This is a genomic window from Streptomyces sp. NRRL F-5122, assembly GCF_001507435.1.
GTDB lineage: Bacteria > Actinomycetota > Actinomycetes > Streptomycetales > Streptomycetaceae > Streptomyces > Streptomyces lannensis.
In genome coordinates this window covers 79,684-91,761 of sequence record NZ_LMWH01000205.1, presented here as the reverse complement: position 1 = coordinate 91,761, position 12,078 = coordinate 79,684, and the positions used below count along the sequence as shown (strand labels likewise).

14 protein-coding genes are annotated in these 12,078 nt (G+C 69.9%); 5 read left to right on the top strand and 9 right to left on the bottom strand.

Features of this window, described 5'->3' with window-relative positions:
• Positions 1 to 114 precede the first annotated feature (114 nt).
• The 4 genes from ADL25_RS20240 to ADL25_RS20225 form a co-directional block, all read right to left on the bottom strand.
• Positions 115 to 399, bottom strand: coding sequence for a hypothetical protein (locus ADL25_RS20240; RefSeq protein ID WP_059129175.1), 285 nt, complete (start codon positions 397 to 399; stop codon positions 115 to 117).
• 468 nt (positions 400 to 867) lie between these two features.
• Positions 868 to 1,461: a DUF4291 domain-containing protein gene (locus ADL25_RS20235; protein ID WP_059129174.1), complete on the bottom strand. Its 594-nt coding sequence runs from the start codon at positions 1,459 to 1,461 to the stop codon at positions 868 to 870.
• A gap of 73 nt (positions 1,462 to 1,534) precedes the next feature.
• A complete protein-coding gene (msrA, locus tag ADL25_RS20230) occupies positions 1,535 to 2,212 on the bottom strand; it encodes a peptide-methionine (S)-S-oxide reductase MsrA (protein WP_059129173.1) in 678 nt (225 codons plus the stop codon).
• Between the two features lie 124 nt (positions 2,213 to 2,336).
• Positions 2,337 to 3,455 (bottom strand): hypothetical protein, encoded by a 1,119-nt coding sequence (locus ADL25_RS20225; RefSeq protein WP_059129172.1) that lies wholly within the window; start codon positions 3,453 to 3,455, stop codon positions 2,337 to 2,339.
• A gap of 267 nt (positions 3,456 to 3,722) precedes the next feature.
• On the opposite strand from ADL25_RS20225, the gene ADL25_RS20220 reads away from it, so the two are divergent.
• Entirely contained in the window at positions 3,723 to 4,877 is a 1,155-nt protein-coding gene (locus ADL25_RS20220) for a cystathionine gamma-synthase (RefSeq protein ID WP_059129171.1), read from the top strand.
• 10 nt (positions 4,878 to 4,887) lie between these two features.
• Here the strand turns inward: ADL25_RS20220 and ADL25_RS20215 are convergent, their stop codons facing one another.
• The 3 genes from ADL25_RS20215 to ADL25_RS20205 all read right to left on the bottom strand — a co-directional run bounded on the left by ADL25_RS20215 (position 4,888) and on the right by ADL25_RS20205 (position 6,430).
• Entirely contained in the window at positions 4,888 to 5,136 is a 249-nt protein-coding gene (locus tag ADL25_RS20215) for a hypothetical protein (RefSeq protein ID WP_059129170.1), read from the bottom strand.
• Between the two features lie 71 nt (positions 5,137 to 5,207).
• On the bottom strand, positions 5,208 to 5,711 hold the full coding sequence (locus ADL25_RS20210) for a sigma factor-like helix-turn-helix DNA-binding protein (RefSeq protein WP_059129169.1): 504 nt from the start codon (positions 5,709 to 5,711) through the stop codon (positions 5,208 to 5,210).
• Positions 5,712 to 5,923: 212 nt separating this feature from the next.
• Positions 5,924 to 6,430 carry a MarR family winged helix-turn-helix transcriptional regulator gene (locus ADL25_RS20205; protein WP_059129168.1) on the bottom strand — a complete coding sequence of 169 codons (507 nt, stop codon included), beginning with the start codon at positions 6,428 to 6,430 and terminating at the stop codon, positions 5,924 to 5,926.
• Positions 6,431 to 6,593: 163 nt separating this feature from the next.
• Here ADL25_RS20205 and ilvA point away from each other — a divergent pair, with 163 nt between their 5' ends.
• The 3 genes from ilvA (at position 6,594) to ADL25_RS20190 (ending at position 9,881) form a co-directional block, all read left to right on the top strand.
• Positions 6,594 to 7,823: a threonine ammonia-lyase gene (gene ilvA / locus ADL25_RS20200; RefSeq protein ID WP_059129196.1), complete on the top strand. Its 1,230-nt coding sequence runs from the start codon at positions 6,594 to 6,596 to the stop codon at positions 7,821 to 7,823.
• Positions 7,824 to 8,016: 193 nt separating this feature from the next.
• Entirely contained in the window at positions 8,017 to 9,027 is a 1,011-nt protein-coding gene (locus tag ADL25_RS20195) for an ATP-binding cassette domain-containing protein (protein WP_059129167.1), read from the top strand.
• Positions 9,024 to 9,881, top strand: a complete 858-nt coding sequence (locus tag ADL25_RS20190; protein WP_059129166.1) for an ABC transporter permease — start codon at positions 9,024 to 9,026, stop codon at positions 9,879 to 9,881. Before ADL25_RS20195 ends, ADL25_RS20190 begins: the two co-directional genes overlap by 4 nt.
• Positions 9,882 to 9,970: 89 nt before the next feature.
• Here ADL25_RS20190 and greA read toward each other — a convergent pair whose 3' ends face one another.
• Entirely contained in the window at positions 9,971 to 10,471 is a 501-nt protein-coding gene (gene greA, locus ADL25_RS20185) for a transcription elongation factor GreA (RefSeq protein WP_059129165.1), read from the bottom strand.
• Positions 10,472 to 10,639: 168 nt separating this feature from the next.
• Positions 10,640 to 11,038: a DUF4307 domain-containing protein gene (locus ADL25_RS20180; RefSeq protein ID WP_059129164.1), complete on the bottom strand. Its 399-nt coding sequence runs from the start codon at positions 11,036 to 11,038 to the stop codon at positions 10,640 to 10,642.
• Positions 11,039 to 11,196: 158 nt separating this feature from the next.
• Between ADL25_RS20180 and mca the strand changes: the two genes are divergently transcribed.
• On the top strand, positions 11,197 to 12,069 hold the full coding sequence (mca, locus tag ADL25_RS20175) for a mycothiol conjugate amidase Mca (protein WP_059129163.1): 873 nt from the start codon (positions 11,197 to 11,199) through the stop codon (positions 12,067 to 12,069).
• The last annotated feature ends 9 nt before the right edge of the window (positions 12,070 to 12,078 follow it).

The following is a 12,078-nucleotide window of genomic DNA, read 5'->3' as shown; positions in this document are numbered from 1 at the left end:
GTCCTTCTTTCCGATCACATCCAGTGAAATGCGCGATCAAGGCTGTGAAGGACGACCACGCGGGCACTACGGGCCGGCGTTTGAGGCCATCTCATGTGGCTGGTCCGAACGCTGTCATGCGGAAGCCACCACCTCGCCGGCCATGACCTGGGGAGGGTTGGGGAGCAGCGACGCAAGGTTGTCCCGCACGAAGTCCGCAGCCCTCGAGACCGATTCGTCGGCACCGGCCTGGTCCTGGAAGACGCTGGTCGAGACCATCACTCCGTCCCCGGTATCGATCCAGTAGTAGGCCACGAAGCCGGAGACCTGGCGCATGAGCGGCACGAATCCCTCGTTCACGAGACGTGCGGCCTCGGCCGAATCGGTCACCCCTTCGTACCGCCGGACTGCTGCGTACATCGCCACGCTCCTCACGGCGTTCTGGGTTCGTCCTCTGCTGGGACGTCGTACCCCTGCGAGGGTCGTCTGGCTCATGAGGCATCTGGCAATCACCTGAAGGGCCGCCTTGGGCGATCCGAACGTCGGCCGTCGGCCCGGATACGCGGCCCTGGTGATCGTGGATTCCGTATGGACCGCACGGGTCCCGCGTTGCGGTTCTTCCATGGCGTCCAGCGTCAGGTTGGCCCGCTTCAGGGGGCCACTGATTTTCGACTCCGTTCCTTGCCGCGGAGAGCGCCTGGTGCGGCACCGTGCGGGCTGCGGGTGCCGGTGCGGTCCTCTTCAGGCACCCCGACGCACGACACCGGCTACTGGTCCCTGGCCTCCGGCGTAGGAGCGATACCCGTCGGGCACGACACATCCGTCCCGGCGGGCCTGTGCTGCCATGTGCCCCATGGGCCGGAGCCGGCTGTCGGGCGGAGCAGCCTGTTATCCGTGTAGGTGGGCAAGAAGCTCGTCTCCATGGGGATAGGAGTCTTCCTGGGGCAGCAGCCGGGCGGCGGAGTCCAGGTCCCCGCTGCTGACGAGGGCGTGGATCTCATGGGCGAGCGGGGTCACGTCGCGGATGGCGACCGTCCACTCGTCGGCGTAGCGGTGTGCGGCCTCTCCGGAGAGGCCGAGTTGCAGCGACCGGTACGGCAGGGGCTGGAGGCGCAGGTCCCGCTCGGGGTCCCACTGCACGCGAGTGGGCGCACGCTTCAACTGACGCTGCCAGGCGGCTCGGTCGGGATGCACCCCGCGGACATAGCTCGACAGACACGCGTGGCGCAGCGCCCAGTCGAAGCCGTCACGGCTGATCTCGACAGCGAGGACGGTTTCCTGCCCTGCCTTCGCGCCCCAGCCACAGCGGTACATCATCCACAGGAACGACGGCTTGATCCACGTCATCCTGTCCCGCTTCCAGGTGGCGGGGAATCGGCCCTCGCGGGCGGCGGGCAGGCCGATTTCCGGGGAGTAGGCCTGGTAGACGGTGATCGTGGATTCCGAGTGTGCCGCACGGATCCTGCGTTGCGGTTCTTCCATGGCGTCCAGCCTCGCGTTGGCCCGCTTCAGGGGGCCACTGATTTTCGACTCCGTTCGCTGCGGCGGAGAGCGCCTACTTGTCCCTGGCCACCGGCGTCGGAGCGATACCCGTCGGGCACGACACCCCCGTCCCGCCCAAGCCGCAGTACCCGCCCGGGTTCTTGTCCAGGTACTGCTGGTGGTATCCCTCCGCCGGATAGAACTGGCGGCCCTCCGCGGGGAGCAGTTCCGTGGTGATGCTGCCGTGGCCCGAGTAGGTGAGGACCTTCTGGTACGCCTCGCGGGACGCCCGGGCCGCGGTCGCCTGGGCGGGGGAGTGGGTGTGGATCGCCGAGCGGTACTGGGTGCCGACGTCGTTGCCCTGGCGGAAGCCCTGCGTGGGGTCGTGGGACTCCCAGAAGACCTGCAGCAGGCGCTCGTAGGAGATCTTCTCCGGGTCGTGGACCACACGGACCGCCTCGGTGTGGCCCGTCAGGCCCGAGCAGACCTCTTCGTACGTGGGGTTCTCGGTGTAGCCGCCCTGATAGCCGACGAGCGTCGTATGTACGCCCAAGAGCTGCCAGAACGTGCGCTCGGCGCCCCAGAAGCAGCCGAGGGCGAAGTCCGCGATCTCCAGACCCTCCGGGTAGGGGCCGAGGAGAGGGGTGCCGAGCACCGTGTGCCGCCCGGGGATCGTGAAGATCGGCTTGGGGCGACCGCTCAGGGCCTGCTCCGGCGTGGGCAACCGGGGCGTGCGGCTGTACGGGAACATCTGGTCTCCAAGGGGGGCACGCGACGAATGGGGCTTGACGCCCAACGTGCGTGTCCGCCCCGGAATTCCGGGGCGGACCAGGGGCGCGGCCATGGTGTGCCGCCGCGCGGCGTGGCCGGCGGACTCAGTGCGGCAGGGCCGCCGGGCTGCCGCCGTTCGCCTCGAAGCCTGCCACCGCCAGGGCCCGGTACATCGCGTAGTCCGCGGCCGGGTCGGCGCTCAGGGTCCAGGGCAGCGCACCCACATGACCGTCGACATGGACCAGCTGGGCCATCGCCTCCGGCCAGCGCTCGCTGCGGACCAGGAAGAGGATCAGGAGGTGGCGCACGTGCGCTGCCATGGGGTCGTCGGAGCGGGCCGACTGCACCGCGAAGAGTGCGCCGTGGATCGCCTTGGTCACGACCTCGCTCCGGTAAAAGCTGCTGACCAGGTTCACCTCGGGCAGGTGCTCGAAGACCGCGAAGAGGGGCATCGCGGCCAGGAGCGAGCCCTGCGGGGCACGCGCGGCCGCCGCCTCCGCGAAGGAGTACGCCAGCTCGCGCGAGCCGTGCCACTTCTCGCACCAGTAGTGCAGTGCGGCCAGGTGCGCCCCCATGTGGGTCGGGGCGCGGTCCAGGACCTTCAGCCACAGCTGCTCGAACTCCGGCCGCGGGTAGCCGAGGCCGCGGGCCACCGAGAGCTCGATGATGTAGGGGACCGGGTCACCGGGGGCCAGCAGTGCCGCCTCGGCGCAGGCCGACTGCGCCTCCTCCATGATGATCCGGAACTCCTCCGTGCCCGGCGTCGACGTGCGCCAGGCCTGCTGCACCAGGAACTCCGCCTGCACGGCCGCGCCGCCCGCGTCCTTCGGGGCCTCGGTCCGCCACACCCGCAGCCACTGGCCGCCCGGGATCTCGCTCACTCCTCCGGGCCGCGTCTGCAGCTCCAGGGACGCGGAGCCCGCGAAGGCCTGCACACGCTGCCAGCGCGTCTCGCCCTCCGCCTCCGTGCCGGCCAGGAGCTGCGCGGCGGCGTGGTAGTCCTGCGTGTGCTGCACCACGTCCAGGACGTCCAGCAGGTCCTGGTCGGGGCCGGGCATGCGGACGTCCAGCTCCTCCTGGCGCACGAAGCCGTAGTTCGCGGGGTCCGCCGCGTCCGGGTGGCCCGGCGCCACCTGCTGGATGCGCGCGCGCCTGCGCATGAGAACGGGCAGCAGGACCATGCTGAACATGGCCGCCGCCATCAGGACCCAGAGAATCGCCATGCCTCCAGCGAACCAGACGGGTCGGACACTTGGCCAACCCGGTCGCCGGGCCTGTGGAGAACCAGTGGCGCACCGACCGGTACGGGCATCGGGCGCGGTTGCCGCGCCCAGCGTCTCGCACCCCTGTTCCCCGGGTCCGGCTCCCCGGGTCCGGCTCCCCGGGTCCGGGTGCTCCGGTCCGTGCCCTCCGGGACCGGCTCGCCCGTCCCGGCGCCCGGGTCCCCGAGGTCCGTCATCCCCGCCGCCGGAGCACTACCCTCGGTGCACATGAGCGACAGGCACATCAGTCAGCACTTCGAGACCCTCGCGATTCACGCGGGGAACACCGCCGACCCCCTGACGGGCGCGGTCGTCCCACCGATCTACCAGGTGTCGACCTACAAGCAGGACGGCGTCGGCGGGCTGCGCGGCGGCTACGAGTACAGCCGCAGCGCCAACCCGACCAGGACCGCACTCGAGGAGAACCTCGCGGCCCTGGAGGGCGGCCGCCGCGGTCTCGCGTTCGCGTCCGGACTGGCGGCCGAGGACTGCCTGTTGCGTACGCTGCTCAGCCCCGGCGACCACGTGGTCATCCCGAACGACGCGTACGGCGGCACGTTCCGTCTGTTCGCGAAGGTCGTCTCGAGGTGGGGCGTGGAATGGTCCGTCGCGGACACCTCCGATCCGTCGGCGGTACGAGCCGCACTCACCCCGAAGACCAAGGTCGTCTGGGTGGAGACCCCCTCCAACCCGCTGCTCGGCATCACCGACATCGCCGTCGTCGCCCAGATCGCGCGTGACGCGGGCGCCAGGCTCGTCGTCGACAACACGTTCGCGACGCCCTACCTGCAGCAGCCCCTCGCGCTCGGCGCGGACGTCGTCGTGCACTCCCTGACCAAGTACATGGGCGGCCACTCCGACGTCGTCGGCGGTGCGCTGATCGTGAACGACCAGGAGCTCGGCGAGCAGCTGGCGTACCACCAGAACGCGATGGGCGCGGTCGCCGGCCCGTTCGACTCGTGGCTGGTGCTGCGCGGCACCAAGACGCTGGCGGTCCGTATGGACCGGCACAGCGAGAACGCCGCAAGGATCGCCGACATGCTCACCCGGCACGCGCGTGTGACGCGCGTTCTCTATCCGGGCCTGGCGGAGCACCCCGGTCACGAGATCGCCGCGAAGCAGATGAAGGCGTTCGGCGGCATGGTCTCCTTCCAGGTCGAGGGCGGTGAGGAGGCGGCGGTCGAGGTCTGCAACCGCGCAAAGGTGTTCACGCTCGGCGAGTCCCTGGGCGGTGTGGAGTCGCTCGTCGAGCACCCGGGGCGCATGACGCACGCGTCCGCGGCAGGCTCGGCCCTGGAGGTCCCCTCCGACCTGGTCCGTCTCTCGGTGGGCATCGAGAACGTCGACGACCTCCTGGAGGACCTGCGGCAGGCCCTCGGCTAGCCGCCGGTTCTCACCAGCCGTTGATGGGCGGAGTCGTCGTGGACGGCAGCTCCGCCCAGGGCCGGGTCAGGGACGCCCAGATCGCGAAGGCGAGGGCCGCGGCCAGCAGCGTGAGCCACAGCAGGCGGCGCGCCGCGGTCCGGCGGCGCAGGATCCGGGTGCCACGCCGCAGCACCTCCGGGTACAGGTCGGGCGGCACCGGGGGCGGTGTCCGCTCCAGCATCCGCCGTACGGCGGCCTCACGCTCGCGCAGATTCATCGGTCACCTCGGTTCCCGTATGCGGGTCGGGCGGCCCGTCGTGCCGTCGCCCGTTCTCCGGGCCGGGCCGGTCACGACGGAGCCACCTTCGCGACCGGCACCGCGGGCGCCGGCCGGGGCGGCGGGTGCAGCAGCGTAGCCACCGCGCGTGTGCAGATCGCGCGCACCCGCTCGGTGGACAGTCCCAGCAGCGCCCCGGTCTGTTCCTCGGTCACACCTTCGTACAACCTCAGTACGAGCATCAGCCGCTCCCGTGGAGACAGGCCCGCGAGGACGCCGCCCCGATCCCTGCGCTGCCGGCCGAAGGTCCCGTGCCGGTGCCATGCCTCACGTGCGAAGCGGGTGGCGACCTGCTGGCGCGTGCGGTCGTAGGGATCGTCGCCGCGCAGCCGGTCCCAGGAGGCGTACGTCTCGGCGAGGGCCAGCGTCAGCAGGCGCCGGGCGCGCGGGTTGTCGTCCGGGGTCTCCGCGGTGAGCAGGGTGGCCGCATGCAGCAGCCGTCCGGCCGCGCCCGCGACGAAGGCCTCGAAGTCCCGGGCCCGGCGGGCCTCTTGGGACGCATGCCGTTCTCGCACCGCGCCTCCCGACTGAGGGCGACCATGAAGGGTCGGGGCCTCGCCGTGCGGAGGCGGCCGAGCCCGCACGGCGCGGGTGCGTGTGCGGGATGCCGGAGCGCGTACGACAGGGACCCGATCTCATATGAGACCGGTGGCGCCCCCGGGGTCAAGAGCCGGGGAGCGCCCGGCACGCATGCGTGCCGGGAGACGACGGACGGGGCGTCCGGGACTCAGGACGGCTGCTGCGCCTCGTTCCCCGGAAGGACCTGCGATGTCTGGCGGGCGGAGAGGGCCACGTTGAAGCGCGTGAGGAGCGAGCAGAACTCCTGGCGCTCCGCGGGGGTCCAGTCGTGCGTCAGTTCGGCCATGAGCTGCCGCCGGGAGGAGCGCACCTCTTCCAGGCGCGACAGTCCGCGCGGGGAGAGCTGGAGCACCACCGCGCGCCCGTCCTCCGGGTGGGAGGTCCGCTTGACGAGACCGGTGTCCACCAGCGGGGCCACCTGCCGGGTGACCGTCGACGAGTCGATGCCCATGCTCGCGGCGAGCGCCTTGACGCCCATCGGGCCTTCCTTGTCGAGGCGGTTGAGCAGGAGATATGCGGCACGGTCCATCGAGTTGCGTACCTGCCCGACTCCGCCGAGCCGCGTCTGTTCGGCGCGGCGTGCGAACACTGCGACCTCGTGCTGCAGCGTGTCCAGAAGACCGGGGTCACCGACGGTCGACATGTCCATCGACATTTCAGGTGTTGTGGGCATGGCCGGGGGCTCAATTCATGCGTGGAAGCTGGGTTGGGGGACAGGGTACGCGGCCGGGGCGCGGGGCGTACCGGCGCTGCGCAAACCCGTTTCGCAGCTTGGTCACACCCGCTGCGGACGGGCGTGAACTGCGAGACTGGTGCTCATGAACTACAGCACGGCCGACTCCCTGCCCGCGGTGACGCTGGACGACGTCCGGGGCGCCCAGAAGATGCTCTCGGGCGTCGCGCGCGTCACCGCGATGGAGGGCAGCAGGTACCTGTCGCAGCTGGTCGGCACACCGGTGCACCTGAAGTGCGAGAACCTCCAGCGGACCGGTTCGTTCAAGCTGCGTGGCGCATATGTGCGCATCGCCGGGCTGCTGCCCGAGGAGCGGGCGGCGGGTGTCGTCGCCGCGAGCGCGGGCAACCACGCCCAGGGAGTGGCCCTCGCGTCCTCGCTGCTGGGTGTGCATTCCACCGTCTTCATGCCCAAGGGCGCTCCGCTGCCGAAGATCAGCGCGACCCGTGAGTACGGCGCCGACGTACGGCTCTACGGACAGGTGGTGGACGACACGCTGGCCGCCGCGCAGGAGTACGCGGCCGAGACGGGCGCGGTCCTCATCCATCCGTTCGACCATCCCGACGTCGTCGCCGGTCAGGGGACGGTGGGTCTGGAGATCCTGGAGCAGTGCCCCGAGGTGCGCACCGTCGTCGTGGGCATGGGGGGCGGCGGGCTGGCGGCGGGTGTGGCGACCGCGGTGAAGGCGTTGCGTCCCGATGTGCGGGTGGTGGGCGTGCAGGCGGAGGGTGCGGCCGCGTATCCGCCCTCGCTGGCGGCCGGACGCCCGGTGCCGGTGGAGAACCCGGCGACGATGGCCGACGGGATCAAGGTGGGCCGGCCCGGTGAGGTGCCGTTCCGTATCGTCGAGGACCTGGTCGACGAGGTCCGCACGGTGTCCGAGGACGCCCTGTCCGCCGCGGTGCTGCTGTGCCTGGAGCGGATCAAGCTGGTCGTGGAGCCGGCGGGTGCGAGTCCCGTTGCGGCGCTTCTGAGCGGTCCCGGCACCTTCGAGGGGCCGGTGGTGGCGCTGCTGTCCGGCGGCAACGTGGACCCGGTGCTGCTCCAGCGCATCCTGCGGCACGGCATGGCCGCGCAGGGCCGCTACCTCGCCGTCCGGCTGCGGGTGACCGACCGCCCGGGCGCACTCGCGACGCTTCTCGGGGTGTTGTCAGTGGCCGACGCTAACGTCCTCGATGTGAGTCACGTACGGACCGACCCGCGGCTCGGGCTCACGGAGGCGGAGGTGGAGCTGCAGCTGGAGACGATGGGCCCGGAGCACTGCGCCGAGGTGGGCCGGGCACTGCGGGAGGCGGGTTACACCGTCATCGACTGAGGTCGGGGGCGTCGTCGTGACCCGGTGGAAAAATGCATTGAGAGACGCGATACATCGCGTTATGGTGTGAGCGTCTCGCCGGTCTGCGCACACACGCGGTCGTTCGCGGCCGCGCGGGCGGAAAGCCCATCGAGCGGACGAAGCCCGAATCGTACCCTCATTGCCCGAATTCCCAATGACGTGGAGAACTGATATGCCAGGCGCCATCTATGCCGAAGGTCTGGTGAAGACCTTCGGCGACGTAAGGGCTCTGGACGGCGTCGACCTGGATGTCCCGGAGGGCACCGTGCTGGGCCTCCTGGGGCCGAACGGCGCGGGCAAGACCACCGCGGTCCGCTGCCTCACGACCCTGCTGCGCCCCGACAGCGGCACCGCGACCGTCGCGGGGATCGACGTGCTCAAGAATCCCGACGCCGTGCGCCGCTCGGTCGGCCTGTCCGGCCAGTTCGCCGCGGTCGACGAGTACCTGACCGGCCGGGAGAACCTTCAGATGGTGGGCCAGCTCTACCAGATGAAGGCGAAGGCGGCCAAGCAGCGGGCGGCGGAGCTGCTGGAGCAGTTCAACCTCACGGAGGCCGCCGACCGCCCGACGAAGACCTACTCCGGCGGCATGCGCCGCCGCCTCGACCTCGCGGCCGCGCTCGTGGTCCGTCCGCCCGTGATGTTCATGGACGAGCCGACGACCGGTCTCGACCCGCGCAACCGCCAGCAGCTTTGGGAGGTCATCAAGCAGCTCGTCTCCGGCGGCACCACGCTCCTGCTGACCACCCAGTACCTCGAAGAGGCCGACCACCTGGCGCACGAGATCTGCGTGGTCGACCACGGCCGCGTCATCGCCCGCGGCACCTCCGACCAGCTCAAGGCACGCACCGGCGGCGAGCGTGTCGAGGTCGTGGTGCACCAGCGCGAGGACATCCCGACCGCCACCGACGTCCTGCGCGGCTTCGGCAAGGGCGAGACCACGGTCGAGGAGCACACGCGCAAGCTCACCGTCCCCGTCACCGGCGGCGCGAAGCTCCTCGCCGAGGTCATCAGGGAGCTGGACACCCACGGCATCGAGATCGACGACATAGGGCTGCGCCGTCCCACCCTGGACGACGTCTTCCTGTCCCTGACCGGTCACATGGCCGAGCAGAAGTCCGAGGACAACGGCGCGGCCGGGAACACCAAGGCCCGCAAGCGCACGAAGGAGAGCGCGAAGTGAGTGCAGTCACCGACACCGTGGCCACCGCGGCGCCGGCGAACCCGATCAGCCAGTCCGTCCGGGACTCGCTGGTGGTCGCGAAGCGGAATCTGATCCGTATGACCCGCATTCCGGAGATGGTGATCTTCGGGCTGATCCAGCCGATCATGTTCGTGGTGCTGTTCAGCTACGTCTTCGGCGGTTCCATGCAGATCGGCGGCAGCACCAGCCCGGAGGCATACCGCAACTTCCTGATGGCCGGCATCTTCGCCCAGACCGTCACGTTCGCCACGGCGGGCGCCGGCGCGGGCATCGCCGACGACATGCACAAGGGACTCATCGACCGCTTCCGCTCCCTGCCCATGGCACGGGGCGCGGTGCTCACCGGGCGGACGCTCGCGGACCTCGTGCAGACCGCGCTGACCGTGTTCGTCCTCGCGATCGTCGCCCTGCTGGTCGGCTGGCGCGTGGGCTCCAACGGCGACACCAACGCCGGAAAGGTGCTGGCCGCGTTCGGTCTGCTGCTGCTGACGGGGTACGCGTTCACCTGGATCGGCGCGCTGATCGGCCTCTCGGTGCGTACGCCGGAGGCGGCCACCTCGGGTGGACTGATCTGGCTGTTCCCGGTCACGTTCATCTCGAACGCGTTTGTGGACACCACTCATATGACGCCCTGGCTGCGGCACATCGCCGAGTGGAATCCGTTCAGTGCGACCGTCCAGGCCTGCCGCACGCTGTTCGGCAACCCCGGGGTCTCGCCCTCGGACGCCTGGCCCATGGCGCACCCCGTCTGGGCGTCCCTGATCTACTCGGTCGTGATCATCGCGATATTCCGGACGCTGGCGGTGCGCAAGTACCGCTCCGCGACGGCCTGACGCGACCCCGTTCCCGGGGCCCGGCCCCGGGAACGGCGATGCCCCCGGTGCCGCATGGGCGCCGGGGGCATCACCGAGGTGGGGAAGGCTCAGCCCTGGTAGGGCTCGGCCTTCAGGATCTTCACCGAGGCCTTCTTGCCGTTGGGCAGCTCGTACTGCGCGTCCTCGCCGACCTTGTGGCCGAGCACGCCCGCGCCGAGCGGGGACTGCGGCGAGTACGTCTCGATGTCGGCGCTCGCGTACTCGCGCGAGGCGAGCAGGAACGTCAGCGTGTCGTCCTCGTCACCGTCGAAGGCGATCGTCACGACCATGCCGGGGGCCACGGCGCCATCGGTCGAGGCCGGAGCCTCGCCGACCTGGGCGTTCTCCAGGAGCTGGGTCAGCTGGCGCACACGGAGCTCCTGCTTGCCCTGCTCCTCCTTGGCCGCGTGGTACCCGCCGTTCTCGCGCAGGTCGCCCTCCTCGCGCGCGGCCGCGATCTTGGCGGCGATCTCCGTGCGCGCAGGACCAGTAAGGTGCTCAAGCTCGTCCTTGAGCTTGTTGTACGCCTCCTGGGTCAGCCAGGTGACGTTCTCGCTGGTCTGGGTCACAGGTGCTCCTCGTCGGTACTGGGAATACAAAGCATCGCCCTACCCAGAAGAACGGTCCTTCACGAGTGGGCGAAACCACGAGCCTAACAATTCAACGGCCAAAGGGGGAGGACATAAGCCATCAGAATTACGTCAGCGCAGGTCAGCGCGTACGTGAGACGGGTGATGTCAGCCCGTGTGGCAGCCGAGCAGCTCCGCGGTGCTTCCCTGGGACGTGGTGCGCAGGGTGACGACCTTGTCGATGCGCGTGGCGTGTCCGCCGAACCGGAAATCCGCGCGGCCGACCTCGGTGCCGTCCGCGGACTGGGAGCGCAGGGTGCAGTAGCCGGAGGCGTCCGCGTCCTTGCGCACCTCCAGGTGCACCTCGACCGCATGCCGCGAGGCCTGGAAGGTGATCACTTCGCCGCTGATCTTGTTCTGGAAGACGTAGTGGTACGCGAAAAGGCCGACGACCAGCAGCAGCACCACGCCCAGCACACTGCCGACGATCTTGAGTGTGCGGTCGGCGCGCTCGTCCGCGGAGCGGCCGTAGCGCCCTTGGGGCAGCTCCGTGCTCGCCGTACTCATGATCGTCCTCTCGGCAGGGACCGGGACAGACCGCCCCGGACGGGGCGTTCCGGGACCGGTCCCGGAATTTTTCACCCTCCGATTCGGTCACTATAGAAGCCGCTCATCGCGCCGAATCACCCAGGGCGCGCACTTGACGACTTACTGAGGATCGAGTCTTGACTGACCAACTGCGACTGATGGCTGTGCACGCCCACCCCGACGACGAGTCGAGCAAGGGCGCGGCCACCATGGCGAAGTACGTGTCCGAGGGGGTGGACGTGCTGGTGGTGACCTGCACGGGCGGGGAGCGCGGCTCCATCCTCAATCCGAAGCTCCAGGGCGACAAGTACATCGAGGAGCACATCCACGAGGTACGCAAGAAGGAGATGGACGAGGCCCGGGAGATTCTCGGCGTCAAGCAGGAGTGGCTCGGCTTCGTCGACTCCGGCCTGCCCGAGGGCGACCCGCTGCCCCCGCTTCCCGAGGGCTGTTTCGCCCTGGAGGACCTCGACAAGGCGGCCGGGGAGCTGGTGCGCAAGATCCGCGCGTTCCGTCCGCAGGCGATCACCACCTATGACGAGAACGGCGGTTATCCGCACCCCGACCACATCATGACCCACAAGATCTCGATGGTGGCGTTCGAGGGTGCCGCGGACACCGAGAAGTACCCGGAGGCGGAGTTCGGCCCGGCGTGGCAGCCGCTGAAGCTCTACTACAACCAGGGCTTCAACCGACCGCGCACCGAGGCGCTGCACCACGCGATGCTCGACCGCGGGCTTGAGTCGCCGTACGGGGAGTGGCTGGAGCGGTGGAGCGAGATGGAGCGCGTCGAGCGCACGCTGACCACCCACATCCCGTGCGCGGACTTCTTCGAGATCCGTGACAAGGCCCTGATCGCGCACGCCACCCAGATCGACCCCGACGGGGGCTGGTTCCGGGTCCCGATGGACCTCCAGAGGGAGGTCTGGCCGACGGAGGAGTACGAGCTCGCGAAGTCCCTCGTGGACACCTCGCTCCCGGAGGACGACCTCTTTGCAGGCATCCGCTAGCCCTGAGGG